The organism is Streptomyces pilosus, assembly GCF_014649835.1.
In the GTDB taxonomy this organism is placed as follows: domain Bacteria; phylum Actinomycetota; class Actinomycetes; order Streptomycetales; family Streptomycetaceae; genus Streptomyces; species Streptomyces pilosus.
Genome location: NZ_BMTU01000010.1, coordinates 221,818 through 247,488 on the forward strand (window position 1 = coordinate 221,818; position 25,671 = coordinate 247,488).

General features: G+C 75.3%; 25 protein-coding genes. 13 read left to right on the forward strand and 12 right to left on the reverse strand.

Annotated features, from left to right (window positions below):
- Positions 1-2: 2 nt before the first annotated feature.
- From IE118_RS24025 to IE118_RS24040, 4 genes are all read left to right on the forward strand, one after another.
- Positions 3-290 (forward strand): hypothetical protein, encoded by a 288-nt coding sequence (locus tag IE118_RS24025; protein ID WP_189560093.1) that lies wholly within the window; start codon positions 3-5, stop codon positions 288-290.
- Positions 287-1,042, forward strand: a complete 756-nt coding sequence (locus IE118_RS24030) for a metallophosphoesterase family protein (protein WP_189560094.1) — start codon at positions 287-289, stop codon at positions 1,040-1,042. The genes IE118_RS24025 and IE118_RS24030 overlap by 4 nt, the downstream gene beginning before the upstream one ends.
- Before the next feature lie 239 nt (positions 1,043-1,281).
- A complete protein-coding gene (locus tag IE118_RS24035) occupies positions 1,282-2,946 on the forward strand; it encodes an alkaline phosphatase D family protein (RefSeq protein ID WP_189560095.1) in 1,665 nt (554 codons plus the stop codon).
- Positions 2,947-3,107: 161 nt separating this feature from the next.
- Positions 3,108-4,478 (forward strand): alpha-lytic protease prodomain-containing protein, encoded by a 1,371-nt coding sequence (locus IE118_RS24040; RefSeq protein WP_189560096.1) that lies wholly within the window; start codon positions 3,108-3,110, stop codon positions 4,476-4,478.
- Positions 4,479-4,562: 84 nt separating this feature from the next.
- Here IE118_RS24040 and IE118_RS24045 read toward each other — a convergent pair whose 3' ends face one another.
- From IE118_RS24045 to IE118_RS24070, 6 genes are all read right to left on the reverse strand, one after another.
- Positions 4,563-5,651 (reverse strand): serine hydrolase domain-containing protein, encoded by a 1,089-nt coding sequence (locus tag IE118_RS24045; RefSeq protein WP_189560097.1) that lies wholly within the window; start codon positions 5,649-5,651, stop codon positions 4,563-4,565.
- Positions 5,648-6,565, reverse strand: coding sequence for a DUF6895 family protein (locus IE118_RS24050; protein ID WP_189560098.1), 918 nt, complete (start codon positions 6,563-6,565; stop codon positions 5,648-5,650). The genes IE118_RS24045 and IE118_RS24050 overlap by 4 nt, the downstream gene beginning before the upstream one ends.
- On the reverse strand, positions 6,562-7,560 hold the full coding sequence (locus IE118_RS24055; protein WP_189560099.1) for a DUF6895 family protein: 999 nt from the start codon (positions 7,558-7,560) through the stop codon (positions 6,562-6,564). The genes IE118_RS24050 and IE118_RS24055 overlap by 4 nt, the downstream gene beginning before the upstream one ends.
- A complete protein-coding gene (locus tag IE118_RS24060) occupies positions 7,557-8,249 on the reverse strand; it encodes a hypothetical protein (protein WP_189560100.1) in 693 nt (230 codons plus the stop codon). The genes IE118_RS24055 and IE118_RS24060 overlap by 4 nt, the downstream gene beginning before the upstream one ends.
- Before the next feature lie 22 nt (positions 8,250-8,271).
- Positions 8,272-8,457, reverse strand: a complete 186-nt coding sequence (locus IE118_RS24065) for a hypothetical protein (RefSeq protein ID WP_189560101.1) — start codon at positions 8,455-8,457, stop codon at positions 8,272-8,274.
- 140 nt (positions 8,458-8,597) lie between these two features.
- Entirely contained in the window at positions 8,598-9,845 is a 1,248-nt protein-coding gene (locus IE118_RS24070; protein ID WP_189560102.1) for a cytochrome P450, read from the reverse strand.
- Between the two features lie 172 nt (positions 9,846-10,017).
- On the opposite strand from IE118_RS24070, the gene IE118_RS24075 reads away from it, so the two are divergent.
- The 8 genes from IE118_RS24075 (at position 10,018) to rfaE2 (ending at position 18,971) form a co-directional block, all read left to right on the forward strand.
- Complete coding sequence (locus tag IE118_RS24075) at positions 10,018-10,509, forward strand: hypothetical protein (protein ID WP_189560103.1); 492 nt, start codon at positions 10,018-10,020, stop codon at positions 10,507-10,509.
- A gap of 279 nt (positions 10,510-10,788) precedes the next feature.
- Positions 10,789-11,751, forward strand: coding sequence for an NAD-dependent epimerase/dehydratase family protein (locus tag IE118_RS24080; protein ID WP_189560104.1), 963 nt, complete (start codon positions 10,789-10,791; stop codon positions 11,749-11,751).
- A gap of 64 nt (positions 11,752-11,815) precedes the next feature.
- Complete coding sequence (locus IE118_RS24085; RefSeq protein ID WP_189560105.1) at positions 11,816-13,480, forward strand: carbamoyltransferase family protein; 1,665 nt, start codon at positions 11,816-11,818, stop codon at positions 13,478-13,480.
- Positions 13,477-14,541, forward strand: coding sequence for a glycosyltransferase family 2 protein (locus IE118_RS24090; protein WP_189560106.1), 1,065 nt, complete (start codon positions 13,477-13,479; stop codon positions 14,539-14,541). Before IE118_RS24085 ends, IE118_RS24090 begins: the two co-directional genes overlap by 4 nt.
- 49 nt (positions 14,542-14,590) lie before the next feature.
- Complete coding sequence (locus IE118_RS24095) at positions 14,591-15,556, forward strand: glycosyltransferase (protein ID WP_189560107.1); 966 nt, start codon at positions 14,591-14,593, stop codon at positions 15,554-15,556.
- Positions 15,553-16,830 (forward strand): glycosyltransferase, encoded by a 1,278-nt coding sequence (locus IE118_RS24100; RefSeq protein ID WP_189560108.1) that lies wholly within the window; start codon positions 15,553-15,555, stop codon positions 16,828-16,830. Before IE118_RS24095 ends, IE118_RS24100 begins: the two co-directional genes overlap by 4 nt.
- Positions 16,831-16,923: 93 nt before the next feature.
- Positions 16,924-17,550: a D-sedoheptulose-7-phosphate isomerase gene (locus tag IE118_RS24105; protein ID WP_189560109.1), complete on the forward strand. Its 627-nt coding sequence runs from the start codon at positions 16,924-16,926 to the stop codon at positions 17,548-17,550.
- Positions 17,547-18,971, forward strand: coding sequence for a D-glycero-beta-D-manno-heptose 1-phosphate adenylyltransferase (gene rfaE2 / locus IE118_RS24110; protein WP_189560110.1), 1,425 nt, complete (start codon positions 17,547-17,549; stop codon positions 18,969-18,971). Before IE118_RS24105 ends, rfaE2 begins: the two co-directional genes overlap by 4 nt.
- A gap of 32 nt (positions 18,972-19,003) precedes the next feature.
- Here the strand turns inward: rfaE2 and IE118_RS24115 are convergent, their stop codons facing one another.
- From IE118_RS24115 to IE118_RS24130, 4 genes are all read right to left on the reverse strand, one after another.
- Positions 19,004-20,233, reverse strand: coding sequence for an MFS transporter (locus IE118_RS24115; RefSeq protein WP_229846924.1), 1,230 nt, complete (start codon positions 20,231-20,233; stop codon positions 19,004-19,006).
- Positions 20,234-20,592: 359 nt separating this feature from the next.
- A complete protein-coding gene (locus IE118_RS24120) occupies positions 20,593-21,156 on the reverse strand; it encodes a hemerythrin domain-containing protein (RefSeq protein WP_189560112.1) in 564 nt (187 codons plus the stop codon).
- A gap of 90 nt (positions 21,157-21,246) precedes the next feature.
- On the reverse strand, positions 21,247-21,780 hold the full coding sequence (locus IE118_RS24125; protein WP_189560113.1) for a DoxX family protein: 534 nt from the start codon (positions 21,778-21,780) through the stop codon (positions 21,247-21,249).
- Positions 21,781-21,881: 101 nt separating this feature from the next.
- Entirely contained in the window at positions 21,882-22,205 is a 324-nt protein-coding gene (locus IE118_RS24130) for a hypothetical protein (RefSeq protein WP_189560114.1), read from the reverse strand.
- A 129-nt stretch (positions 22,206-22,334) separates the two neighbouring features.
- Here IE118_RS24130 and IE118_RS24135 point away from each other — a divergent pair, with 129 nt between their 5' ends.
- A complete protein-coding gene (locus IE118_RS24135; protein ID WP_189560115.1) occupies positions 22,335-23,216 on the forward strand; it encodes a fructosamine kinase family protein in 882 nt (293 codons plus the stop codon).
- 4 nt (positions 23,217-23,220) lie between these two features.
- On the opposite strand, the gene IE118_RS24140 is transcribed toward IE118_RS24135, so the two are convergent.
- Both IE118_RS24140 and IE118_RS24145 read right to left on the reverse strand, forming a co-directional pair.
- Positions 23,221-24,879 carry a catalase gene (locus IE118_RS24140; RefSeq protein WP_189560116.1) on the reverse strand — a complete coding sequence of 553 codons (1,659 nt, stop codon included), beginning with the start codon at positions 24,877-24,879 and terminating at the stop codon, positions 23,221-23,223.
- A gap of 330 nt (positions 24,880-25,209) precedes the next feature.
- On the reverse strand, positions 25,210-25,446 hold the full coding sequence (locus IE118_RS24145) for a hypothetical protein (RefSeq protein WP_189560117.1): 237 nt from the start codon (positions 25,444-25,446) through the stop codon (positions 25,210-25,212).
- Positions 25,447-25,671: the final 225 nt, after the last annotated feature.

Consider the following 25,671-nt stretch of genomic DNA (forward strand, 5'->3'; position numbering starts at 1 on the left):
TGATGAGCACCCACGACGCCGGTCCGGCGGCCGGCACCCACGCCGCGCGGAGCCCGGAGTACCGCGTCGCCCACCTCCAGGACCGGCTCGCCGCCGGTGAGCTCGGCGAACTGGGCGTGCGCACCGAGGTCAGGGGCGAGACCGTACTGGTCACGGGGACCGTCCCCTCGGCGCACTGCCGCGAGGAGGTCCTGAGCACGGTGCGGGAGGAACTCGCGGGCCTCGAGGTGCACTGCGACATCGTGGTCAGCGAGCCCTCCTCCCCCGACCGCGCGGAGGAGCTGTCATGATCCGGATCGCCGCCGTCGGGGACATCCACCTGAGCCCGGAGACCCGGGGCGTGCTCCGTCCCGCGTTCGACACCCTGCCCGCGTGCGCCGACCTGCTGCTGCTGGCCGGCGACCTCACCCGGCACGGTACCGTCGAGGAGGCCCGTGTGGTGGCCGACGAGATCCGGGACCTGGGAGTCCCGGTGGTGGCCGTGCTCGGCAACCACGACCACCACGACGACCGGCAGGACGAGGTCACGGCCGTGCTGCGGGACGCCGGGGCCACGGTCCTGGAGGGGGAGTCGACGGTGGTCCCGGTGGGAGGCGCGCGGGTCGGGGTGGCCGGCACCAAGGGCTTCGGCGGCGGGTTCGTCGGCGCCAGTGCCGGGGAGTTCGGCGAGCCGGTGATGAAGGAGTTCGTGCGGGTCTCCCGGCGGTGCGCCGACGGCCTGCGGGCCGCGCTGGACGACCTGGCGCGGCAGGACTGTGACGTCCGGATCGCCCTCACGCACTACTCCCCCGTGCCGGAGACCCTGGCCGGTGAACCGCTGGAGATCTATCCGTTCCTGGGCAGCTACCTGCTGGCCGAGGCGATCGACACGGCGGGCGCGGACCTCGCCGTGCACGGCCACGCGCACGCCGGCACCGAGCACGGCATGACCACGGGCGGGGTCAAGGTGCGCAACGTCGCCCAGCCGGTCATCGGCCGCGCCTTCCACGTCTACCACCTGCCGGTCCGCTCCCGCGTCGGCGCGGAGGCACCGACCGCCTGACCCGTCCCCGCAGCAGGAGCGCCGCCGGTACCCGCCGGCGGCGCTCCTCGTGCTGTCCGGGGTCGCGGGATCCGTACGCCTGTCGCGTGAACACCCGGCCCGTCACGCCGTTATCGATCATTTTGTCTGTTTAGCATGCAGGGTCCGTCGTGCCCCGAGGCTCACCCGCGTACGCCCGGACCCGGCGGCCCGCGCGCCCGTCGGTTCGATCCGCCCGCCCCCGTAGGAGAGGACCCCGGATGGCGCTGTCGGGCCGCTGCGGACCATCGTCCGCTCTCGCCTCCACCCCGCACGACACCGAACTGCGCGCCGCCGCAGGGCATCTGGCCCGGCGCCGGTTCCTGACCTTCACCGCGGCGGCCGCCGCCCTCGCCTTCACCACCCAGCTCCCGCCGCGCGGCGCCTTCGCGGCGTCCCGGCTCGACCCGGCCCGGATCACCGAGGACCCCTTCACCCTCGGCGTCGCCTCCGGGGACCCGCTGCCCGACTCGGTGCTCATCTGGACCCGGCTCGCCCCCGCGCCCTTCGAACCGGACGGGGGTCTGGGACAGCAGCGGATCGAGGTCTCCTGGGAGGTGGCCCTCGACGAGTCCTTCGTCCTGGTCGTCCGCAGCGGCACCGCGCTCGCCTACCCCGAGTACGCCCACAGCGTCCGCGTCGACGTGAAGGGACTGGAACCGGGCAGCCACTACTTCTACCGCTTCCGCGCGGGCACCTGGATCAGCCCGGCCGGCCGTACCCGCACCGCTCCCCCGCCGGACGGCGGCACCGCGAGCCTGCGGCTGGCGGCGGTCGCCTGCCAGGCGTACCACCACGGCTACTACACCGTGCACGGCCACCTCGCGCAGGAGGACGTCGACCTGGTCCTCCACCTCGGCGACTACCTGTACGAGTACGCCGTGGACTCGGCGGGCGGGGCCCGCGACTACACCGACGGCACGCTGCCGTCGGTGTTCAACCGCGAGACGACGACCCTGGCGGACTACCGGATGCGGTACGCGCTCTACAAGAGCGATCCCGACCTGCGCGCCGTGCACGCCGCGCACCCGTTCGTCGTCACCTGGGACGACCACGAGACGGAGAACAACTACGCGGGCGACATCGACGAGAACGGCAGCGACCCGGCCCAGTTCCTGATCCGCCGGGCCGCCGCCTACCGCGCGTACTGGGAGAACCAGCCGCTGCGCGCCGACCAGCTGCCCGACGGCCCCGACGCCCGGTTGTTCCGCCGGCTGCGCTGGGGCACCCTCGCCCAGTTCGACATCCTGGACACCCGCCAGTACCGCTCCGACCAGGCCTACGGCGACACCCTGCACGTTCCCGGGCCGGAGTCGGACGACCCCGCGCGCAGCCTCACCGGGGACGCCCAGGAGCGGTGGCTGATCGACGGCTGGGCGGACTCCCCCGCCCTGTGGAACGTGATGCCCCAGCAGGTCACCTTCTCCCAGCGCAAGATGGACCTGGGCGCGGACGCCAGGATGTCGATGGACGCCTGGGACGGCTACCGGGCCAACCGCGGCCGGCTCGTCGCCGGCGCGAAGGCCGCCGGTGCCGGCAACTGGCTGGTCCTCACCGGCGACGTCCATGTCGCGTACGCCTTCGACATCAAGGACGACTTCGACGACCCCGGCTCCCCCACCCTGGGGACGGAGCTGACCTGTACCTCCGTCGCCAGCGGCATGGACGGGGCGGAACACCCGGCCAACTGGGACACCTACATGCGGGCCAACCCGCACCTGCGGTTCTACGACGGCCGGCGCGGCTACGTGCGCGTCGAGCTGGGCCGGGAGAACGCCCGCGCGGACTTCCGGATCGTCCCGGCCGTGACGACCCCGGGCGCGCCCGTCTCGACGGCCGCCTCCTTCGTGACGGAGGCGGGCTCGCCCGGCCTCACACCCGTGTGACCCGTCCGGATGCCCGCCGTCGCACGGCCGTACTGCACATGGCGTCCCTCCGTGTCTCCAAAGCGCTAACCCCGGCGTGTCCCGACATCACGCCGGGCCCGCCGGGAAAGGCCTAAGGCTCCCCGGCAGCTCCGCCGCCCCGATCGAAGGAGACGTACCGAATGGTCCCCAGTCATGTCCGGGCCGTGCGCCACTCGGCCCTCACCGCCCTCGGCGCACTCGTCCTCGCCGGACTCCCCTCCGTCGCGGCGGCCGATCCCGCACCCGGGGCGGGCCCGGCGCCCAGCGCGGCGCAGACCCTCGGCGCGGACCGGCCCTCGCCCCAGTTGCTCAGCGCCCTCCAGCGCGATCTGGGCCTGGAGCCCGGGCAGGCGTCGGAGCGGCTGGTGAACGAGGCGGAGGCGGGGACCCGCGCGGGCCGGCTGCGCATCGCCCTGGGCGAGCGGTTCGCCGGTGCCTGGGTGAGCGGCGACACCTCCGGTGAGCTGACGGTCGCGAGCACCGACGCCGGGGACGTGGCGGCCATCGAGGCGCAGGGCGCCAGGGCCAGGGTGGTGCAGCGGACGCTGGCCGAACTGGGGGCGGCCAAGGAGAAGCTGGACGCGGCGGCCACCCGGGTGCCCACCGCGGACACGCCCGTCTGGTACGTCGACGTGCCGAAGAACCGGATCGTGCTGGAGGCCGCCAGTCAGGCCGCCGGCACCGCGTTCGTCGAGGCCGCCGGGCTCGAAGGGGAGGACGTCGGCGTCCGCATGACGACGGTGCGGCCGCGGCTGCTGCAGGACATCACCGGCGGCGACGCCTTCTACATCGACGACTCCGCGCGCTGTTCCGTCGGCTTCTCCGTCACCGGGGACGAACAGCCTGGCTTCGTGACCGCCGGGCACTGCGGCAGGCCGGGCGCGACGACCACCGGGTACGACCGCACCGCGCAGGGCACCTTCCGGGCCTCCACGTTCCCCGGCAAGGACATGGCGTGGGTGGCAACGAACGACCAGTGGACGCCGACGCCCGACGTGAAGGCGCAGGACAGCCAGGAGGTGCAGGTCACCGGTTCGGCGCAGGCGCTCGTCGGGGCGTCGGTGTGCCGTTCCGGCTCGACCACGGGTTGGCGCTGCGGGACCGTCCAGCAGCACGACACCAGCGTCAGCTACGCCGAGGGCACGGTCGACGGGCTCACCCGGACGACGGTGTGCGCGGAGCCGGGCGACTCGGGCGGGCCGTTCGTCGCGGGCGCGCAGGCCCAGGGCGTCACCTCCGGCGGGTCCGGTGACTGCACCGCCGGCGGCACCACGTTCTACCAGCCGGTCAACCCGATCCTCAGTGACTTCGGGCTCACCCTCACCACGTCGGCCGCGAACACCACGCCGGACCAGCAGGAGGGCGGCGCGCGGGCGTGGACGGCCGGCCGGGTCTACGAGACGGGGGCGACCGTGACGCGGGACGGCGTGACGTACCAGTGCCTGCAGACGCACCAGGCGCAGGGCGCCTGGGCACCCGCCGGCACCCCGGCGCTGTGGCAGCGGGTCTGACCCGGTGAAGGCCGGTGCGCCGGCCACGGCTTCGGCCGCGGCCGGCGCACCGGCGTGCGCGGGCCCCGCTCGGCGGCGGGTCCCCTACTCCTCGGCCAGCAGGGCGTACGCCGTGGCGAGGAACGGGTCGTGGGGGCGGAAGCGGCGGGTGCAGACCGCGGCCAGGGCGGTCCCGGTGCCGGGCCGGAAGCCGAGGAAGGTCTGCTGACCGAGGGTCGCCCCGCTGTGGAAGTAGAGGGGCCCGCCGTCCGCCGGGTGCCGGAACCAGGCGACGGTGTGCACGTGCCGGTGCCCGAGTCCGCGCCGCAGTACGGGGGTGCGCACGGCGTGCAGCGCCCCCGCCAGCGGGGGGCACCGGCCGGGGTCGAGGTGGGCCTCCAGGAAGGTGAGCAGGTCGTGCGGGGTGGCCCGGAGGGCCCCGGCCGCCTGGAAGCCGCCCGCGTCGAAGGCGGGCACGGCGGTGCCGTCCTTGCCGTGCCCGGTGGCGTCCGCCGCCGCGGCGGGGTCCGCCCGCAGTGCCGTGTGCCGCAGGCCGAGGGGCCGCAGCAGCCGGCCGGTGACCAGGTCCTGCCAGGGGGTGCCGGTGGCGGCGGCCAGGGCGTGGCCGAGCACGGCGACGCCGAAGTTGGAGTAGCGCCAGCGGGTGCCGGGCCGGTGGCGTGGGCGGTGGCGCAGGAAGGCGCCGGTCACGCGCGCGTCGCCGAAGCGGGCGTAGGGGTTGGTGCGCCAGGCCGGCAGGGCGCGCGGGTAGAAGCCCGCGGGAAGTGCGGGCAGCCCGGCGGTGTGGGTGACGAGGTGGGCGAGGGTGACCGGCAGGGCGCCGGGCGGACGGCCCGGGTCGAGGAGGGTGAGGGCCGGCTCGCCTCCGGAGAGCCGGCCCTCTTCCACCAGCGCGGCCAGCAGCAGCCCGGTGAACGTCTTGGTCGCCGAGCCGGCCTCGTAGCGCAGGGTGTCGCGGGGGCGGGGCGGGGGCGGGGCGGTACCACCGGTGCGTACCGTGCGGCGGCCGTCGCGGGAGAGGGCGAAGACGGTGTCGGGGGCGTCGGACGCGGCGACGGCCGCTTCCAGCCGCGCCCCCGGGTCGTCGCCGGGGTGCGGCGCCGGGCGGTCCGCGGGACCGGCGTCCCGGTCGGGGGTACGGCCCGGCCAGGACGCGCGGTACGCCGTCGTCATGAGGCCCGGGCCAGCTCGGTGAGGGCGCGGGAGGTGGCCAGGACGGAGGCGAAGGCGGCGACCAGCGTGGAGTGGTAGACGACGTCGAAGACGGCCTCCTCGTCGCCCTCGGGCATGGCGCGGACCGCGGGCATGGCGCCGTCCGGCTGCTGTGCGGCGGCGAACGCGGTCCAGGCGGGCTCGTCCAGGGTGGGGCGGGGCAGACAGGCGTCGACCACGAGGAGTTCGCCCAGCAGGTCCCAGCGTCGCAGGTCCAGCCAGTCGTCGATCCACACCGGCAGCCAGGTGGCGAGGTAGCCGGCGATGTCCCCGGGCAGGCCGCCGGGGTTCTCCCCCCAGTCGGTCAGGTGGAAGACGCAGTGGGTGATGTCGTAGGCGATGTGGCCCTCGACGGTCCAGGGTTCGGGGGTGCGGGCCAGCCAGGTGGCGCGCAGGGCCTCGGGCTCCGGGGGGCGGGGGGTGAGCCCGAAGCGGCGCTCGAAGGCGGAGAGTCCGAGGCGCCGGGTGGGGGTCGTCTCCAGGGCGGCCCAGCTGTCGAGCCGGTGGTTCAGTGCGGCGGCGCGCTCCACCTCGGGCTGGCTGTAGCCGAGTTCGCGGAAGGGGAGGTACACCTCGAAGGGAATGGGCGAGGCGGGTTCCGTCCGCTGTCCGCGCACCAGCATGGTGCCGCCGTCCAGGGTGTCGCGCCAGACGTGGTCGAGCAGTCTGCGGGCCAGCTCCGCCTGGCGGGAGCCGGCGACGCCCTCGCGGAACAGCACCTTGCAGACCAGGGCGAGTTCGCCGACCGGTTTGAAGCGTTCCAGGAAGCCCACTTCCGGGTCCGCGTCGGGTTCCAGCCGGAAGCCGTCGCGGTGCGCCCAGAGCCATTCCAGGGCGCCGACCCCGACGGTGTGGATGAGGCGGGTGTCCGTCATCGAGGCGCTCCTCGTCCGCCGTGCCGGTGCCGTGCGCCGGTGCCGGCGGGTGGGGCGGCGGGGCGTTCACAGGTCAGTACGGCCGCGAAGGCGGCCATCAGGGTGGAGTGGTAGTGGTGGAGGAAGTACCACTCGTCGTCCGCGGGCAGGGCGGGCGCGCCGGGCTCCTCCGGCGGTGGATCGCGGTCCTCCAGGGGGAGTTCACCGGCCGGGCGCTGCGCCGCGCGCAGCACCTGCCAGGCGTCGAACGGCGGCAGGTCCCCGGCCGGGCGGGCCACGACCGCGGCCACGGCGAGCAGTTCGGCGCTCAGGTCCCACTTCCGGGCCTCCAGGCAGGTGTCGATCCAGGGCGGCAGCCAGTCGGCCAGGTAGGCGGCGAGGCCGGGCGGCAGTCCGGCGGCGTCGTCGCCCCAGTCGGTGAGGTGGAAGACCACGTGGGTGAGGGCGTATCCGGCGTCGCGTTCGAAGGTCCACGGTTCGGGCAGCCCGCCGAGCCACGTCAGCGGCGGCTCGGGCGCCGGGGACGGCCGCCGGATGCCGCAGCGTTCCTCGGCGCGCAGGACGCCCAGGCGCCGGGTGGGGTCCTGTTCGGTGAGCCGCCAGCCGCGGGTGCGGGCGACCACGGCGGCCGCCTCCTCGAAGGCGCGGTGACGGTATCCGGCCGAGGCCAGGGTCGCGTACACCTCCAGCGGGTAGGTCGCGAACGGCTCCAGCCGATGCAGCCGCAGGAACAGGTCGCCCTCCTCGGTCTCCCGCCAGGCGAAGTCCAGCAGGGCGCGGGCGCGGGCGTGGAGGGGGTCGGAGCGCTCGGTGTGGCGGGACACGGTCACGCAGACCTGGGCCAGTTCACCGAGGGGCTTCCAGCTCCGGTCGGCCTCGCCGTCCACCGCCAGGGCGTCCTCGCCGAGGGTGAAACCGGCGCGATGGGCGTCCACCCAGGCCAGCGCGGTCTCGGCGGTCCGCCGGACGTCCGTGACGCCGTCCGGCGCGGTCACACCGGTGCCCCGGTCCGTGCCGCCCTGGCCGCCTGTACCTGGAGGACGACCAACGGGTCCTGTCCGCCCATCAGTTCCACGAAGTCGAGGCCCGCTTCGAGGCCGACGGTGTCCGGGACACCGGGCAGCAGGGTGAGCCAGCGGCCGGCGCCGGCGGCCTGCCGCCAGTCCCGGCGGCGCACCGCCCGGACGAATCCGCGGGCGACGTCCACGGGGCGGCGCGCGGCGAGGGCGCTCACCGCGCACTCCTCTCCGGGTACCGCGAGCGGTGCCAGCACGGCGAGCTGGTGGGTGAGGTACTGCCAGCCCGCCCCTTCGAGCCATCCGGTGTCCGGCTCGGCGGACGGGCCCGGGAGGAAGGAGGGGTCGAGCCGTCGCAGGGCGCGTGTCATGCCCCAGTGGCTCCAGCGGACGGTGGGCGCGGCGTCGGGGCGGGGCGGATACGCCTCGACGGCCTTGCGGAACACGGCCACCTCCGCCGGGTCGGGCGGAGTGGGCCGCACCAGGCCGGGCAGCAACGCGTCCGCGCCCAGGACGCGTACGGCGGCGAGTGCGAGGTCTCCCGCTTCCGCGCCGTCCCCCGCGGGGACGACGTGCGGGTGGTCCCCGCCCCGAAGGGCGGAGACCACACCGGAGGCGAGGCCCTGCACCGCGGCCTGCAAGCGGGTCGAAGTGCCTGACTGCTCCATCTGGCTGCTCCCGTCGATCCGTTCAGCCCTTCTTGGGGCGCGGGGTCGGGGGCGAGAGCAGCAGCTTGGCCGCACCGGAGAGCAGCGCCGCCGCGGCGCACTGCCGGCTGTCGCGGTACACACCGTCGGCCTCGACCGGGTCGAGTGCCGCCTCGATGTCGGCGCTCTTGACGCCGGTCAGCTCTTCGGTGATCTGTTCGGAACGCATGACACCATCTCCCTGAGGCGTAGCGAGTACGTTCCATGTCAGACTCACCCGAATAGGACAAATCACGCCACTTCTACAGAACTTACTTTCATCACTTCTTCAACATGCCTGACGCTCAAGGCCCCTCGGGAAGCGCCCCGCTAACCGGCCGCCGGCCGTACTCCCGCAAGGAGAACACCGCTGTGCGGGCGGGTCGGTACGCGGTTCAGCGGGATGGACAGATTCTGCTCCGGCACCGTGTACTCCATTCGGGCGAGCCGCCCCGCGAGCGCCTCCAGCACGCCCAGGGTCATCCCCTCGCCCGGACAGCGGTGGTTCGCGGCCGGGTCGCCGCCCCCCTGCGGTATCAGCTCGTCGCGCCCCACGGGCCGCTCCAGGAAGCGCTGCGGGCGGAACGCGTACGGATCGCCCCACAGCGACTCGTCATGGTTCTGCCCGTACACGTCGAGCACCACCAGTCCCCCGGCCGGGATCCACTGCCCCCGCCAGAACAGGTCGCGAGCGGCCAGCCCCGCGAGGAACGGAACGAACGGGTAGAAGCGGCGCACCTCGTGCGTGAACGCCGCGGTGAACGCGGGGTCCCCGTCCGCCAGACGGGTCCTCAGTTCGGGCCGCCGGTGCAGGGCGTGTGCCGCGAAGGCGACGAACCAGGCGACCGCGGTCGTGGGGCGCACGACGTTGAGCAGTTCCACCGCGGCCGTCTTCTCGTCGAGCGGCTCGCCGTCGGCGTCACGGTGCCGGCACACCAGGCCGAGCACCGAGTCCGGCTCCGCGGGGACCTCGCCGGAGCGCACGCCGCGCACCAGCCGGCCCAGCCGCTCCTCCTGGCGGGCACGGGCGCGCCGGGCACGCAGATGGCGCGGCCCCGCGGTCGCGAAGCCGTCGACCATCGCGATCATGTCCCGGGCCGTCGCCTCGGCCCCGGCGTCCCCCACCGGCAGGCCGGCCCACTGGTGCACCCCGGTGGTGAGGACCGTGCTCGCCTCGTCGAACAGCACCACGGAGCCGCGCCGGGCCCAGCCCGGTACGGCGTCGTCCCAGGCCGCGCCGACGTGTTCGGCGAGGCCGGTGATCCGGCCGGGTTCCAGCAGGGGCAGGAACAGTGACTTGCGGACACGGTGGGCGGGACCGTCGAGGGTGTGCACCGCCCCGTGGCCGAACAGGGTGGCGAGCACCGGTTCGGGGATGGCGCGGTGCCGGTGCACGTTCTGCTCGTCGTAAAAGAACCGGACCGCCTCCGGCCCGCGCAGGGCGAGGGCGGGGCGGCCCATGATCCGGGTGCGGACCACCGGGCCGGGGGCGTCGCGCATCCGGTTGGGCAGCCAGGCGTAACCCTCGGCCAGCAGGGGGAGGGTGCGGTCGATCAGGGGGCGGCTGAGTACGTCCATGGCCGTCGGGTGCCCGCCGGGCCCGCTCGGACACGCCGGGCGGCGGCACCGCGCCCGGGCGGTGTGGCCGAGACCACGCGGTGAAGGAGGCACGGGTCACGCCGCGGCGGACCGTCCGGCGGCTAGCGTTCGCCGCGGTCCCCTCGCTCCCGACGGTTCGGACGGCCCGGCAGTGCATGCAGATCTCACCCCGGTCATCGCGGCCACCGCTCAGTGGCTGACCCGCGCCTTCCCCCCGTCCGGCGGGGCGCTGGCCGCGGCGCTGTGCGAGGCGCAGGCGCGGCAGGCGGTGACGGTCGCGGCCAGGCTCCGGTACCCCTCGGCGATGGACGCGGCCCTGCTGTCCCTCGCGGGCCCGGGGGGTTCGGCGCGGCTCGACCAGGTCACCGGCGGGGGCGACGAGGACGCCTGGCGCACCTGGGTCGACGAGGTGGTGGCCAGCTGGGCGGCCTGTCTGCTCGCCGACCCCCACCTGGCCCGTCTCGCCGTCGGCTCCCTCGACGCGGACACGCCTGCCGAGTTCCGCCGGCTGCTCGCCCCCGACGCGACCGACCGCCGCTCCGCGGTCCTGCTGCGCCACCCCGACCTGCTGTTCCCCGTCGCGACCCTCCACCACGCCGCCCTCCTCGCCCGCCTCGGGCCGGACCCCGCGCTCGTCGCCTGACCCGCGCGGGGACCCCCGCCCGGCCGCGCCGCCACGGTCCGGGTCCGGCCGCGTCGCCGACCGTCGTACCCGCCCCGACCGTCCGGCACCGCTGTGACCTGCGCAGACGGTCCGCACCACCCCGCGCTCACGCTCCGTGATTCACCGGTTTGCAGTAGGCGACCGTGCCGTGGCGAGGGTGACGGCTCAGGCTGATCGAGGGCTCGACGGCCACGATCCAGGTGCCGGACGCACCGTGTCGGCCCGGACACCGACACCTCCGACGGAGGGCTGAGCGACATGACCACCGCCATATCCCGGAACTGGGAGCACGTCGTCGTCACCGGCGGCGCGGGCTTCGTCGGCTCCCACCTGTGCACCGCCCTGCTCGACGCGGGAGCCGCCGTCACCTGCGTGGACGACTTCAGCACCGGGCGGCCGGAGAACGTCACCGAGCTGCTCGAACGGCCCGGATTCACCCTCGTACGCGCCAACGTGGCCGAGGAACTGCCGGTGGACCGGCGGCCCGACCTCGTGCTGCACTTCGCCTCGCCCGCCTCCCCGGCGGACTACCTGCGGCTGCCGCTGCACACCATGGAGGCCGGCAGCCTCGGCACCCGCAACGCGCTGCGGCTCGCCCAGCGCTCCGAAGCCCGCCTGGTCCTCGCCTCCACCTCGGAGGTGTACGGAGACCCGCTGCAGAACCCCCAGGACGAGCGCTACTGGGGCAACGTCAACCCCGTCGGCCCGCGCAGCGTCTACGACGAGGCCAAGCGCTTCGGCGAGGCGCTCACCACCGCCCACGCCGACACCCACGGCACCGACACGTGCATCGTGCGGCTGTTCAACACCTACGGCCCGCGGATGCGCGGCCACGACGGGCGCGCCGTGCCGACCTTCGTCCGGCAGGCCCTGGCGGGTGAGCCGCTCACCGTGACCGGTGACGGCCGTCAGACCCGTTCGCTGTGCTACGTCGACGACACGGTGGCCGGGATCCTCGCGGCGGCCGCCCACGGCATGCGCGGCCCGGTCAACATCGGCAACCCGGGCGAAATCACCATGCTGGACCTGGCCCGGACGGTCGTCCGGCTGACCGGGTCGGCGTCCGAGATCCGCTACATCGAACGACCGGTGGACGACCCGGCCGTGCGCTGCCCCGACATCACGCTGGCCCGCGACAAGCTCGGCTGGGAGCCCCGCGTGGACGCCGAGGAGGGGCTGCGGCGCACGATCGCCTGGTTCCGCTCGGAGGCCGGTGGCTGAGCGCGGCCGTTACCGCCCGCGACACGCGGCCCCGGGCCGCCCCGATCCGCGAAAGGCGTCCGCCATGCGCATCCTCGGAATCAACGCCCTCTTCCACGACCCCGCCGCCGCCCTGGTGATCGACGGACGTACCGTCGCCGCCGCGGAGGAGGAGAGGTTCTCCCGGCGCAAGCACGGCAAGCGGCCCGTGCCGTTCTCCGCGTGGGAGCTGCCCGAGCAGGCCGCCGCCTGGTGCCTGAAGCGCGCCGGGCTGCGCCCCCAGGACCTCGACGCGGTCGCGTATTCCTTCGACCCGGCGCTCGCCCGCCCCGCCGACGCGATGGGCCTGGACGACCCGTGGGACCACCTGCGGCTCACCTACGCGCGGGAGGCCCCCGGGTTCCTCGGGACCGTGCTGCCGGGCCTGGACCCCGAGGCCGTCCGCTTCGTCCCGCACCACCTGGCGCACGCCGCCTCGGGCGCCTTCGCCGCACCCGGCGGCGGGGACTGCTCGGTGCTGGTGCTGGACGGGCGCGGGGAACGCGCCTCCCACCTCGCCGCCCGCCGGGTGGGCGACCGGCTGGAGTCGCTGCGCGCGCAGGACCTCCCGCACTCCCTCGGCCTCGTCTACGAGGAACTCACCGGGCACCTCGGCTTCCTGCGCTCCTCGGACGAGTTCAAGGTGATGGCCCTCGCCTCCCACGGCACCCCCCGCATGCTGGCGGAACTGCGCCGGTACGTGTATCCGACCGGCGACGGCGGTTTCCACGCCGCGGGCGTGCCCTGGCACGAGTTCTGCGCGCCGCGCGGGCCCGACGAACCCTGGACCCGGGACCACGCCGACGTCGCCGCCAGTGCGCAGGCCGTGCTGGAGGAGACCCTGCTGGACCTGGTGCGCTGGCTGCACGGCCGCACCCACGACCGCGTGCTCACCCTCGCCGGGGGCGTCGCCCTGAACTGCGTCGCCAACTCCCGCATCGCCCGGGAGGGCCCCTTCTCCCGGGTGTGGGTGCAGCCGGCGGCCGGGGACGCGGGCACCGCGCTGGGCGGCGCCCTGCTGCTGTCCGCCGGGGCCGGTGACGGACCGGAACCCATGCCCGGCGCCGACCTCGGCCGGGACTGGTCGGACGCGGAGCTGGGAGCGTGGCTGAAGACGGCGGCCGTGCCCTTCGAACGGCCCGCCGACATCGCCGCGACCGTGGCCGGGACGCTGGCCGACAACGGCATCGTCGCCTGGTTCCAGGGACGCAGCGAGTACGGCCCCCGGGCACTCGGCCACCGCTCGCTGCTGGCCCACCCGGGGCACGCGGGCAACCTGGAGCGGCTCAACGACGTCAAGGGCCGCGAGCAGTTCCGTCCGGTGGCGCCCATGGTCCTCGCCGACCGGGCCGCGGAGATCTTCGAAGGACCGCTGCCCAGCCCGTACATGCTGTTCGTGCACGACGTGGCCCCCGCCTGGCGGGAACGCATCCCCGCCGTGGTGCACGTCGACGGCACCGCCCGCATCCAGACCGTCGATCCGGCGCGCGAGCCCCTGGTGGCGGCCGTCCTGACCGGGTTCGAACGGCTGACCGGGCTGCCCGTGGTCGTCAACACCAGCCTCAACACCGCCGGCCGGCCCATGGTGGACGACCCGCGCGACGCCCTGGAGTGCTTCGGCTCCTCCCCCGTCGACCTGCTGGCCATCGGCCCGTACGCCATCCGGCGCGCGGACCTGTTCCGCACCGGCGAGGGCGGGGTGCCGCGATGACCGGGTCCCCCGCGCCGAGCGGCGAGTACGCCGTGGTGGTGCCGACGCTCGGCCGGCCCTGCCTGGCCCGGTGCCTCCGGGCGCTGGCGGAGGCGGACGGGCCGGGACCGGCCCGGGTCGTGGTGGTCGACGACCGCCCGGACCCCGCCGGTGCGCCGCTGACCGCCGCCGTTCCGCCGGCGCTGCGCTCGCGCACCGTCGTCGTGCCCGGCGGGGCACGGGGGCCGGCCGCCGCCCGCAACACGGGCTGGCGGGCCGCCGGGGACGTGCCGTGGATCGTCTTCCTCGACGACGACGTGGTCCCGGGTAGCGGCTGGGCCGACGATCTGGCCCTCGACCTCGCCGGGGCGAGCGTCGCCACCGCCGGGATCACCGCCCGGATCGAGGTGCCGCTGCCGGCGGACCGCCGGCCCACCGACTGGGAGCGCAACACCGCCGGTCTCGCCACCGCCCGCTGGATCACCGCCGACATGGTGTACCGCCGCCGGGCGCTGGAGAGCACCGGCGGCTTCGACGAACGGTTCCGCCGGGCCTTCCGCGAGGACGCGGACCTGGCGCTGCGGGTGCTCGACGCCGGCTGGACGCTGGCGGAGGGCCGGCGCCTGACCAGCCACCCGGTGCGGGAGGCCGGGCGCTGGATCTCCGTACGGGCTCAGGCGGGCAACGCCGACGACGTGCTGATGTCCCGGCTGCACGGCCGCGACTGGCGGCAGCGGGCGGACGCGCCACGGGGGCGCCTGCCCGGTCACCTCGCGGTGACCGCCGCGGGTCTGGCGGCCGTGGCCTGCGCGCTGGCCGGCCGGCCGCGGGCCTCGGCGGTCTGTCTCGGCGGCTGGCTGGCCGGAACCGCCGAATTCGCCCTGGCCCGGATCCTCCCGGGCCCGCGCACCCGGCAGGAGATCGTCACCATGGTCCTCACCAGCACGGTCATCCCCCCGGTGGCGGTCTTCCACCGGCTGCGGGGTCATCTCCGCCACCGGGTGGCGCCGCCCCGCCCCGGACGGGCCGGGGCACCCGCGTCCGTCCGCCCGCCGTCGGCCGGCGAACGGCAGCCGTCATGACCCGCCCGCCGCCGGAGCGAAGGCGGCGCACGGACGAAGGAGCCGGCGTATGAACATCCTGCTGTGGCACGTCCACGGTTCCTGGACGACGGCGTTCGTCCAGGGCCCGCACACCTACGTCGTCCCCGTCACCGAGGACCGCGGTCCCGACGGACTGGGCCGTGCCCGGACCTTCGCCTGGCCCGCGTCGGTGCGCGAGGCCGCACCGGAGGAGCTGCGCGAGACCCCGTTCGACCTGGTCGTCCTGCAACGGCCGCACGAGATCGAGCTGGCCCGGCAGTGGCTCGGTGGCCGCCGCCCTGGACGGGACGTGCCGGCCGTGTACCTGGAGCACAACGCCCCGGACGGCGCCGTCCCCGACACCCGCCACCCCTTCGCGGACCGCGCCGATCTGACGGTCGTGCACGTCACGCACTTCAACCGCCTGTTCTGGGACTGCGGCAGCACCCGCACCGAGGTGATCGAGCACGGCGTCGTCGACCCGGGCCACCGTTACACGGGCCTGCTGGAGCGCGCCGCGGTCGTCGTCAACGAGCCGGTACGGCGCGGCCGGTACACCGGTACGGACCTGCTGCCCGAGCTGTCCCGGGCGGTGCCGCTGGACGTGTTCGGCATGCGCACCGACGGGCTCGCCGGGCACCTGGGCCTGCCGCCCGAGCGGTGCCGGACCGCCGACCTGCCGCAGCGCGATCTGCACGCGGCCATGGCCGAGCGCCGGATGTACCTGCACCCGGTGCGCTGGACCTCCCTCGGTCTCTCCCTGCTCGAGGCGATGCACCTCGGCATGCCCGTCCTGGCGCTGGCCACCACCGAGGTGACCGAGGCCGTTCCGGGCGGTGCGGGCACCGTGTCCAACCGGCCCGACGTCCTCGCCCGGGCGGCCCGCCGCTACCTCGCGGACCCGGCGGCGGCCGCCGCGGACGGCGCGCGGGCCCGGCAGGCCGCGCTCGAACGGTACGGGCTCAAGCGGTTCCTGGACGACTGGGAGCGCCTGATCACGGAGGTGTGCTCATGACCCCGCCCCTCGGTTCCGTCCCCGCCGGCCCCTCCCCCGACGAGGACCTCGCGCCCGGTGTGCTCTCCATCGCGCTGGTCTCGGAGCACGCCAGTCCCCTCGCCACGCTCGGCGGGGTGGACGCCGGCGGGCAGAACGTCCACGTCGCCGCCCTGGCCGGGGCGCTCGCCGACCGGGGCCACCGCGTCACGGTGCACACCCGCCGCGACGACCCCGCCCTGCCCGACCGGGTGCCGCTGCGCGACGGCGTCGAGGTGCACCACGTGCCCGCGGGCCCCGCGCGGCCGGTGCCCAAGGACCGGCTGCTGCCCTGCATGGAGGAGTTCGGGCAGCACCTGGCCCGGGCGTGGCGTGCCCGCACCCCGGACGTGGTGCACTCGCACTACTGGATGTCGGGGCTGGCCTCGCTGCGGGTGGCCCGGGAGCTGGGGCTGCCGCTGCTGCACACGTTCCACGCGCTGGGCACGGTGAAGCGGCGGCACCAGGGGCGGGCCGACACCAGCCCGCCGGAACGGATCGGCTGCGAGACCGAGGTGGGGCTGGGCTGCGACCGTGTCGTCGCCACCTGCCGGGACGAGGTGGCCGAGCTGCTGCGGATGGGGGTGCCGGCGGACCGGATCGGCGTCGTGCCGTGCGGGGTGGACACCGACCAATTCACCCCGGTGGGACCGGCCGCGCCGCGCGGGCCGTTCAGGTACCGGCTGCTCCAGCTGGGCCGGCTGGTGCCCCGCAAGGGCGCCGCGGTGTCGGTGGCGGCGCTGGCCAGGCTGCCGGACACCGAGCTCGTCGTGGTCGGCGGCCCGCCGCCGGGCGGTCTGGACGACGACCCGGAGGTGCGCCGGCTGCGCGGGCTCGCCCGGGACGCCGGGGTGGCCGGCCGGGTCCGCTTCACCGGCGGGGTGAACGCCGCCCGGGTGCCGGCGCTGCTGCGTTCCGCCGACGTGGTGCTGTGCCCCGCCGACTACGAGCCGTTCGGGATCGTCCCGCTGGAGGCCATGGCATGCGGGCGTCCGGTGGTGGCCAGCGCGGTCGGCGGTCAGCTCGACACGATCGCGGATCCGGGCACCGGGCGGCTGGTGCCGGCCGGTGACCCCGAGGCGCTGGCCCGGGCGGTCGCCGCGCTGCTCGCCGACCCGGCGGCCCGCGCCGCCTGCGGTGCGGCCGGCCGCCGCCGGGTGCTCAGCCGGTACGGCTGGCCGCGGATCGCCGCCGCCACCGAGGCGGCCTACTGCGAGGTCCTCGACGCGGAACCCGCCGCGACCCGGGCCGGCTGACCGGCCGGCCCCGGCGACCGCTCACGAACGGAACCCTGGAAGGAGGTGCGGGTCCCACCGCCGTCCCCACCGAGGTGGTGCGCCCGGAACAGGATGACCGAACACTCCGCGCTCGACGCCGCGCATCTGCACTGCCGGTCGCTCCAGGAGGCCCTCGACGGCCTCCGGGCGAACGGCCTGCCCCGGATCGCCGACTGGGGCGGCCGGCTCGCCGCCGTCCTCACCGAGGGGGGACGGCTGCTGGCGGCCGGCAACGGCGGCAGCGCCGCCCAGGCCCAGCACCTGACCGCCGAACTGGTCGGACGGTACCGCAGGGAGCGGCGCGCCTTCTCCGCGCTCGCCCTGCACGCGGAGACCTCCAGCGTCACCGCGATCGGCAACGACTACGGGTTCGACCACGTGTACGCCCGCCAGGTCGTCGCCCACGGGCGTCCCGGCGACGTGCTGATGCTGCTGTCCACCTCGGGGCGCAGCGCCAACCTGATCGCGGCGGCCGTGGCGGGCCGGCGGGCCGGACTGCGGGTCTGGGCGCTCACCGGACCCGGACCCAATCCGCTGGCGGAGGCCGCCCACGAGGCACTGTGCGTGGAGGCGGGCAGCACCGCGACGGTCCAGGAGACGCACCTCGTCGCCGTGCACCTGCTCTGCGAGTCGTTCGACACCGTCGTGTCCACGCCCCTCGCGCGGCGGGCGGCGGCCGTTCCCGGGAGGACGTCATGACCGCTCTCAAGCCGCTCGTCGTGGTGGGTGACGTGCTGCTGGACGAGGACATCGAAGGGGTCGCCACCCGGCTGGCCCCGGACGCCCCCGCGCCGGTCGTCGACGTCACCGGTGACCGCAGGCACCCGGGCGGGGCGGGGCTGGCCGCCGCGCTCGCCGCCCGGGGCGGCCGGGACGTGGTCCTGGTGACCGCCCTCGGCGACGACCCCGCCAGCGAGGCCGTCCGCCGCGGGCTCAGCGGCCGGGTCCGGCTGCTGGAGCTGCCGCTGCACGGCACGCTGCCGGTGAAGACGAGGGTGCTGGCGGGTGGACGGCCCGTGGTGCGCATCGACCGGGGCGGCGGGACGCCCGGGGAGCCGGACGGCGCGGTGTGCGAGGCGCTCGCGGGCGCGCACGCGGTGCTCGTCGCCGACTACGGCCGGCACACCGCGGGTGCGGTGCGCGCGCATCTGGAGGACGCGGCCCGCCGGACCCCGCTGGTGTGGGACCCCCACCCCAGGGGCGAGTCCCCGGTGCCGGGGGCGCGGATCGTCACGCCCAACGCGGCGGAGGCCGTGGCCCTGTGCGCCGGTACGCCGGGGGTGTCGGGGCCGTCGCTGGGCGCCTTCGCCGAGCGGGGGGCGGCCCTCGCGGAGCGCTGGCGGGCGGCGGGCGTGGCCGTGACGCTCGGCGACCGGGGCGTGCTGCTGACCCGGCCGGGAGGGGGGACGCCGATGCTGATCCCGGCCCCCTTCCGGGCCGAGGGGGATCCGTGCGGGGCGGGTGACTGCTTCGCCGCCACCACCGTCGCGGCGCTGGCCGACGGGCTGCTGCCGGAGGAGGCGCTGCAGCGGGCGGTGGCGGCGGCCGCCGCGTTCGTCGCCGCGGGCGGGGCGGGCAACCCGGACCTCTGGGAGACTCCGGCGGTCCCCGCCCCGGGCCGCGGCCCCGGGGCCGGCACGGCCGACGCGTTCGCGCTGGCGGAGGGCGTGCGGGCGCGCGGGGGGACGGTCGTCGCCACGGGCGGCTGCTTCGACCTGGTGCACGCCGGGCACGTCGGGCTGCTGGAGAGCGCCCGGCGGATCGGGGACTGCCTGATCGTGTGCCTCAACTCCGACGCCTCCGTCACCCGGCGCAAGGGGGCGGGCCGGCCGCTCAACCCGGTGGCGGACCGGGCGCGGGTGCTGGCGGCGCTCGGCAGCGTGGACGCGGTGGTGGTGTTCGAGGAGGACACCCCGGCGGCGCTGCTGGAGCGGCTGCGGCCGGACGTGTGGGTGAAGGGCGGGGACTACTCGGTGCAGGCCCTTCCGGAGGCGGAGGTGCTGCGGGGGTGGGGCGGCCAGGCGGTGGTGCTGCCGTACCTGGACGGGCGGTCGACCACGTCGCTGGCGCGGCGGGCCGCCGACGCGGCGGCCGTGGCCGTCAGGTCGGGCAAGGGGTGAGGGGCGGCCGGGCCACGGCCCGGCCGCCCCGGTCAGGCCGCCGTCTCCAGGGCGGGGCGGGGTGCGTTCTCCGTGGGGAGCGCGAGCGGGGTGTCCCTCCGGCGGGAGAGGAGGTGACCCGCGGCGATGGACGACGCGATGATCAGGCCGCCGGTGACCAGGGCGCCGCGGGCGCCGGCGAGTTCCATGAGCAGACCGAGGGCGGGCGGGCCGCCCAGGCTCCACACGGTGCCGACGCTGCCCCACACGCCGAGGACGCGGCCGCGCAGACGGGCGGGCGGGTCGGTCTGCAGGACGGCCGTACCGGCGGTGTCGGACACGGACTCGACGACCGCCATCGGCAGGACCAGCACCAGCAGCACGCCCAGCGACGGCGACATGCCCGCCACCACCTGAAGCAGCGCGCCCGTCGCCGCGAGGGCGCCGACCAGCCGGACGGACGGCCTGCGCAGCCGCGCGCCGAGCACCGCGCCGACGATCCCGCCGACGGCGAGGACCGTGGACACCGTGCCGAAGGCGCCCGCGCCCCCCGCGAGCGGCCCGGTGACCAGGACGGCCAGGGTCAGCCCGTAGTTGCGTCCGAAGACGGCGCTGACGCCGGTGACCCCGGCGAGCGCCAGCAGCCGGGGGCGGCGGGCGAAGAAGGCGAGCCCTTCACGTACGCCCAGGGCGGCCCGTGGGCGCCCGCTCCGGTCGACGACGTGCCGTACCGCGCCCGCCGCCGGGTGCAGGAAGGGGATGACCGCGGTCACGAAGAGGAAGGAGAAGCCGTTGGCGAAGTAGGCGGCGGCCGTGCCGAGGAACCCGACGGTCACCCCGGCGAGCGCGGCGCCCGCGAGCCGGCCGGCGTTGAAGACGAGGGCTCCCACCCCGATCGCGGAGGGCACGTCCTCGGCCGGGACGAGCTCGTTGCCCAGCAGGGCGCAAGCCGGGTTGTCGACGGTGGCGACCATGCCGGTGACGGCGGCCAGCACCATCAGGGTGGTCAGGTCGAGCCGGTCGAACGCCACCAGGAAGGCGGTGGTGAACGCGATCACCGACAGCAGTGCCTGGCTGACGGCGGCGGTCAGTCTGCGCGGCCAGCGGTCGACCGCGGCACCGCCGACGACGCTCATCAGCAGGGCGGGAGCGGCCTGCACGGACATCGACAGACCGGTGGCCGCGGCGGAACCGGTGATCTGCAGGACCAGCAGGTTCTGCACCGTGAGCTGCATCCACGTACCGGCGTTGGAGACGAAGTTCGCGACGGACCACCAGCGCATGCTGCGGTGCCGCAGCGAGCGCCAGGGCGAACGGGACCCGGACCGGGCGGGAGGGGGTGAGGAAGACACAGGAGCGCTACTCGGACGGACGAGCCGGGGGCTCGGGGCGAGGGGCGCGGGAAGCGGAACGCCGGCTGCGCTGCGCGGCGGTTCCCGTCACCCGGACTGGGCGCGGACCATCGTGGCAGAAGGCGGCACCGAGTCCCCTCCGGGCGGCCGGAGGTCACCGGGCCGGGGGCGTCAAGCGCGCGCGTGTCCCGGGGAGTTGGGGTGGTGAGTGGGGTTGCTCACAAGCAGCGGGCACGGGTGGGGGCCCGTCGCCGCGGCGACGGGCCCCCACCCGTGTCGTGCCCTGCCGTTCAGTCGTGCTTGCCGCGCCCGCTCAGCGCGTCGCGGAGCCGGTCGACCATGCCGGTGCCCGGAGCCAGCAGCTTGTTCGCGGGGGGCTTGTCCGGGGCGGCCGGATGCGGCCGGGTCGGGGCGGTCTTCTTCGCCTGCCGGACCTTCTCGCCGAGCCGGTCGAGCTCCTCCGTGGAGCAGGCGGCGCGGAGCTTCGGGAAGAGGTTCCGCTCCTCGTCGGCGACGTGCTCCCGGATCTCGCTCATCAGCGAGCCGATGAGCCGGTCGAACTCGGCGTCGTCCGCGTCACAGCCTTCCAGGTCCTTCATGGTCTGCTCGGCCGTGGCGTGGTCCTCGAGTTCCCGGTCGGCCAGGGCGTCCCCGCCCGGCACGTGTTCGCGGACCGCCGGGTAGAGGTAGGCCTCCTCGGCCACCGAGTGCCGGACCAGTTCGATCACGGCCTGGTCGGCGTACACCTTGCGGTCCTTGTGGCCGGGCGGCAGAGCCTCGATCTTGCCGAAGAGTTCCTCGACCTCGCGGTGGTCGGTCACCAGCTCGTCGATGACGTTGCCTCCGTGTCCCATGTCCATCACCTTCCGGTCCGTGTGGCGCCCGGCCGGGCCCACTCCGCTCCCCGGTTCCCCTCGCGGCCCGGGTGTAACGTGCCGGGCCGGTCAGCGCGAAAGCTTGCCCCGGACGCGGCCGGCCATCGCCGCGGGGGCGGCCCCGGCCCGCACGGAGCGGCGTACCAGGTGGGCGTCGCGCCGCAGGTCGTGCGCGGCGTGCCGGCCGCGCCACAGCAGGGAGGGGGCGGAGCCGGTGTCGTCGGCGGCGATCAGCAGGCCGCCGAGCATGGCGAGGTTCTTCAGGAAGTGGATGCGCTGCTGGCTCTTGCGGTCCGGGTCCTCCTCCTCCCAGAAGCGGTGCGCGGCCAGGGTGGTGGGCACCAGCGTGACGGCGAGGGCGAGCGCGGCCGGGCGGGACAGCCGTCCGGTGGCCAGCAGCAGACCGCCCGCGACCTGGACGGCGCCGTTGAGGCGTACGCATTCCTCGGTGCTGTCGGGAAGCAGCTCGACCCGGTCGGTGACGGGCCGTACGACGGGCTCCGCGAGGCCCGCGACGTTCTGCGGGTTGCGGACGGAATCGAGCCCGCCCGCGACGAACATCGACGCCAGCATCGGCCGGCCGAGGACACGCAACAGACTCATGGGCTACTCCTGGGGGTGTCGGTGGTGGCGTAGGTGCCGGGTTCCCTCCGGCGGGAGGGGCATTCGGCGCCGCCGGAGGGAGGGGCGTTCGGCGCGTGCCGTCACCAGAACCGGGTGGTGAGCGCCGGCTGGTGGACCGCCTCGACGGCGTCGCGCAGGCGCAGGGCGACGCCGATGGTGGTGCGCAGGACGGACGGGCGTACGGTCTGCGCGGTCTCCGTGGCCAGGACCAGCAGGCAGCCCGCCGCCTGTTCGACGACGGCGACCGGGAGGGTGTAGTCGTTCTCGGCGGCCGCGCGGAACGCCTTGAGCGGGACACCGGCCCCGTCGACCGTCCGTCCGGCGGCCTGTTCCAGGTGCTGTGCGGCGTTCTCGCAGAGCGAGGCGGGCAGGGTGAGGGTGCGCTGGAACGGTGAACTCGTCATGGTCCCAGTGCTCCCCCGCCGCGGCCCCGTTCCATCGGCGCGCGCCGGGAGTTCACCGTCCCGCGTGAGCTTTCGGCGGCGGTCGGGCCCGTACGCTGGGCACCTCCGCCGACGTGAGGAGTCGCGCGCATGAACCCGATGCCCCCGCCGGCCGACGGGGACGGAGACGGGGCCGTGGCGGCCCGGCTCACCGGGCGGACGGTCACCGCGGTGCGGAAGCTGTCCGGCTCGCTCGCCGAGGCCGTGCTGGACGACGGCCGGGTGGTGGTCGTCAAACGGACCCCGGGCCCGCGGGCCGCCCGCGCCGAGGCGGCGGGGCTGCGCTGGCTGGCCGCGGCGGGGACGGTGCGGGTGCCCGCGGTGCACGGTCACGAGGCGGGACGGCTGGTCGTGGACCGGGTGCGGCGGGGCGGGCCGGACCGGGAGGCGGCCGTCCGCTTCGGCCGGGAGCTGGCGGGTCTGCACGCGGCGGGCGCGCCCGCGTTCGGGGCGCCGCCGCCGGGTGGCCCGGTGGAGGCGTTCATCGGACTCGCCCCCATGCGCAACGTCACCGGCGGCGACTGGCCGGCCTGGTACGCCGAGCACCGGGTCCTGCCGTACCTGCGCCGGGCGGTCGACGACGGCGTCGTCGGTGCGGGTGAGGCGGGCGTCGTGGAGCGGGTCTGCGAGCGGCTGCCGGAGCTGTCGGGGCCGGCCGAGCCGCCGGCCCGGCTGCACGGCGACCTGTGGAACGGCAACGTGCTGTGGGGCGCCGACGGCCAGGTGCGGCTGATCGACCCGGCCGCCCACGGCGGGCACCGGGAGACCGATCTGGCGATGCTCGCCCTCTTCGGCTGCCCCTGTCTCCGGGCGGTCCTGGACGGCTACCGGCAGGCGGCGCCGCTCGCCGGCGGGTGGGAGGCACGCGTCGGCGTGCACCAGCTGTTCCCGTTGCTGGTGCACGCCGTGCTGTTCGGCCGCGGCTACGCCGAGCAGGCGCTCGCGGTGGCGCGGGCCGCCGCGGCCGGGTGAGCGCTCACCGGGTGACCACGTGCCGTTCGTCGGGCACGCAGTGGGTCATGGTGAGTCCCTCGACGTCGCGCGGCGGGTTGTCGCCCAGGTTGGCCAGCCGCTTGCGGTCCTCGTCGGTGAGGGTCTGGCTCGCGAGCGGTTCGAGGTGGGCGACGTCCTCCGGCATGATGCCGAGGCCCTCGCCGACCCGGCGGCCGAGGTCGTTCTCGGCCAGCAGACAGTGCCAGACCATGCGTTCCTGCACCTCGCGGTCGCACTGCGCGAACAAGTCGGTGAAGTTCTTCACCAGGTCGTCGCGCTCCCAGTCCTCCATCAGGCAGTAGCGCTGGCCCGCCTGGAGGTAGTCGTTGGTGCGCGGGATGCGCTTGCGGGTGAGCCGGCCCACGATCTCCGGGCCCTGGTCGTCGTGCGTCGGGTACTCGCCCTCGCGCAGTCCGCCGGTGATCGACGGCTCGTAGTTGACCTGCGGGTTGTCCCCGCTGTCGTCCACGAAGTACGTCATCTGCCCGTCGCGCTGGTTGGTGCGCACCTCGGCGTTCTTCGCCTGGTTGACGGGAAGTTGCAGGTAGTTCGGGCCGACCCGGTGGCGCTGGGTGTCGCTGTAGGAGAAGGTCCGGCCGACGAGCATCTTGTCGTCGGAGAAGTCGAGGCCGTCCACGAGGACACCGGTGCCGAAGGAGATCTGCTCGTTCTCGGCGAAGTAGTTGTCCGGCATCCGGTCGAGCACCATGCGGCCCACCGGCTTCGGCGGGAAGTCCTGTTCGGGCCAGGTCTTGGTGTCGTCCAGCGGGTCGAAGTCGAGCTCCGGGTGGTCGTGGTCGTCCATCATCTGGACGAGCAGCTCCCACTCGGGGTGGTCGCCGCGGGCGATCGCCTCGTACAGGTCCTTGGTGGCGTGGCCGAGGGAGTCCGCCTGGACGTTGGCGGCGTCCTCCTCGGTCATGGAGCGCACGCCCTGCTTGGGCATCCAGTGGTACTTGACCAGCTTGGTGTCGCCCTCGGCGTTGACCCACTTGTAGGTGTTCACACCGAAGCCCTGCATGTGGCGGTAGTCCGCCGGGATGCCGCGCGGGCTGAACAGGTTGACCAGCATGTGCATGGCCTCCGGCGTCTGCGACATGAAGTCGAAGATGCGCCGCGGCTGCTGCTCGAAGGTCACCGGGTCGGGCTTGAGGGCGTGGATGACGTCGGGGAACTTGATGGCGTCCCGGATGAAGAACACGCCCAGGTTGTTGCCGACGAGGTCCCAGTTGCCGTCCTCCGTGTAGAACTTCACGGCGAAGCCACGCGGGTCACGGGCGGCCTCGGAGGAGTCGCGTCCGCCGATGACGGTGGAGAAGCGCACGGCCAGGTCGGTGCGCTTGCCCTGCTCCTGGAAGAGCTTGGCCCGGGTGTAGCGGGAGACGGGCTCGTCGCCCCACTTCCCGTACGCCTCGAAGAACCCGTAGGCGGTGACGCCGCGCGCGTGCACCACGCGCTCGGGGATGCGCTCCCGGTCGAAGTGGCTGATCTTCTCCAGGAACTGGTAGTTCTCCAGCGTGGCCGGGCCGCGGGCGCCGACCGTGCGCTGGTTCTGGTTGTCGTAGACCGGATGGCCCTGGCGGTTGGTCAGTACCTTGCGGTCGTCGCCCGGGGCGGGACCCCGGCTCGAAACGTCCGTCATGATCGTGGGCTCCTTGCACTGCTCGTCGTCCCCCCGGTCGCGTGCGTACGGGGGTCATGCTGCCGCGCATCCCGGCGGGCTGCGACTCGACGGCGCGGACGGACGCCGCCGGTCGGCCCCGGTGCGGCGCCGGGGTCGGACACCGCGGCCGGACGGCCCCCGACCGGCCGTACGCCATCCGGCCGACAGGTCCGGCGGCACGGCGGGCGCGCGCCGGGCGTCCGGGCGGCCGGCCGCCGCGCACCGGGGAGGTGCGAACCTGCCGGGGCACGGAACGGGTCCGGTCACCGTGCCGCGCACGGTGACCGGGCCCGGGTGGGTACGGCCTGCTCAGCCGCCGTCGAGGCGTGCGCGCAGCAGCCCCTTGCCCAGTTCCGCGCCCTTGCGGCTGTCCGCCTGCGCCTTGCGGAACAGGTCGGCGACCTCGGTGTCCTTCGCGCGCTCGGCGTCCTGGATGTAGCCCTCCAGGCGCAGGGCGTTGCTCAGGCACGCCTCGACGTACCAGATCAGGTTGTAGTCCTTGTCCTGCGTGCCGGTGGCGCCGCCGGTCTCCGTCTCGCTGCTCATCGGATCTCCTCCTCGCGGTGCTCGTTTCACCGTCCGCCCCGTCACGGGTGCCGCAGGGGGCGGGCTTGACAGCCGCGGCCGGGTACCCGCCCGGCGCGCGGGCACACCGCGCCGACGACGAGGACGGCGAAGACGCCCGGAAACGAGGAGAAGGCCCGCGCACCGGGGCGGGCGGAGCAGGGGGCCGGGGGCGCGACCGGTCCCCCGTTCCGGTCGTGCCCCCGC

Excerpts from the sequence above, each read along its gene's own strand:
- IE118_RS24025 (WP_189560093.1), top strand. The coding sequence starts at position 3 with ATGAGCACCCACGACGCCGGTCCGGCGGCCGGCACCCACGCCGCGCGG.
- IE118_RS24030 (WP_189560094.1), top strand. The coding sequence starts at position 287 with ATGATCCGGATCGCCGCCGTCGGGGACATCCACCTGAGCCCGGAGACC.
- IE118_RS24035 (WP_189560095.1), top strand. The coding sequence starts at position 1,282 with ATGGCGCTGTCGGGCCGCTGCGGACCATCGTCCGCTCTCGCCTCCACC.
- IE118_RS24040 (WP_189560096.1), top strand. The coding sequence starts at position 3,108 with ATGGTCCCCAGTCATGTCCGGGCCGTGCGCCACTCGGCCCTCACCGCC.
- IE118_RS24045 (WP_189560097.1), bottom strand. The coding sequence starts at position 5,651 with ATGACGACGGCGTACCGCGCGTCCTGGCCGGGCCGTACCCCCGACCGG.
- IE118_RS24050 (WP_189560098.1), bottom strand. The coding sequence starts at position 6,565 with ATGACGGACACCCGCCTCATCCACACCGTCGGGGTCGGCGCCCTGGAA.
- IE118_RS24060 (WP_189560100.1), bottom strand. The coding sequence starts at position 8,249 with ATGGAGCAGTCAGGCACTTCGACCCGCTTGCAGGCCGCGGTGCAGGGC.
- IE118_RS24065 (WP_189560101.1), bottom strand. The coding sequence starts at position 8,457 with ATGCGTTCCGAACAGATCACCGAAGAGCTGACCGGCGTCAAGAGCGCC.
- IE118_RS24070 (WP_189560102.1), bottom strand. The coding sequence starts at position 9,845 with ATGGACGTACTCAGCCGCCCCCTGATCGACCGCACCCTCCCCCTGCTG.
- IE118_RS24080 (WP_189560104.1), top strand. The coding sequence starts at position 10,789 with ATGACCACCGCCATATCCCGGAACTGGGAGCACGTCGTCGTCACCGGC.
- IE118_RS24085 (WP_189560105.1), top strand. The coding sequence starts at position 11,816 with ATGCGCATCCTCGGAATCAACGCCCTCTTCCACGACCCCGCCGCCGCC.
- IE118_RS24090 (WP_189560106.1), top strand. The coding sequence starts at position 13,477 with ATGACCGGGTCCCCCGCGCCGAGCGGCGAGTACGCCGTGGTGGTGCCG.
- IE118_RS24095 (WP_189560107.1), top strand. The coding sequence starts at position 14,591 with ATGAACATCCTGCTGTGGCACGTCCACGGTTCCTGGACGACGGCGTTC.
- IE118_RS24100 (WP_189560108.1), top strand. The coding sequence starts at position 15,553 with ATGACCCCGCCCCTCGGTTCCGTCCCCGCCGGCCCCTCCCCCGACGAG.
- IE118_RS24105 (WP_189560109.1), top strand. The coding sequence starts at position 16,924 with ATGACCGAACACTCCGCGCTCGACGCCGCGCATCTGCACTGCCGGTCG.
- rfaE2 (WP_189560110.1), top strand. The coding sequence starts at position 17,547 with ATGACCGCTCTCAAGCCGCTCGTCGTGGTGGGTGACGTGCTGCTGGAC.
- IE118_RS24115 (WP_229846924.1), bottom strand. The coding sequence starts at position 20,233 with ATGCGCTGGTGGTCCGTCGCGAACTTCGTCTCCAACGCCGGTACGTGG.
- IE118_RS24120 (WP_189560112.1), bottom strand. The coding sequence starts at position 21,156 with ATGGGACACGGAGGCAACGTCATCGACGAGCTGGTGACCGACCACCGC.
- IE118_RS24125 (WP_189560113.1), bottom strand. The coding sequence starts at position 21,780 with ATGAGTCTGTTGCGTGTCCTCGGCCGGCCGATGCTGGCGTCGATGTTC.
- IE118_RS24130 (WP_189560114.1), bottom strand. The coding sequence starts at position 22,205 with ATGACGAGTTCACCGTTCCAGCGCACCCTCACCCTGCCCGCCTCGCTC.
- IE118_RS24135 (WP_189560115.1), top strand. The coding sequence starts at position 22,335 with ATGAACCCGATGCCCCCGCCGGCCGACGGGGACGGAGACGGGGCCGTG.
- IE118_RS24140 (WP_189560116.1), bottom strand. The coding sequence starts at position 24,879 with ATGACGGACGTTTCGAGCCGGGGTCCCGCCCCGGGCGACGACCGCAAG.
- IE118_RS24145 (WP_189560117.1), bottom strand. The coding sequence starts at position 25,446 with ATGAGCAGCGAGACGGAGACCGGCGGCGCCACCGGCACGCAGGACAAG.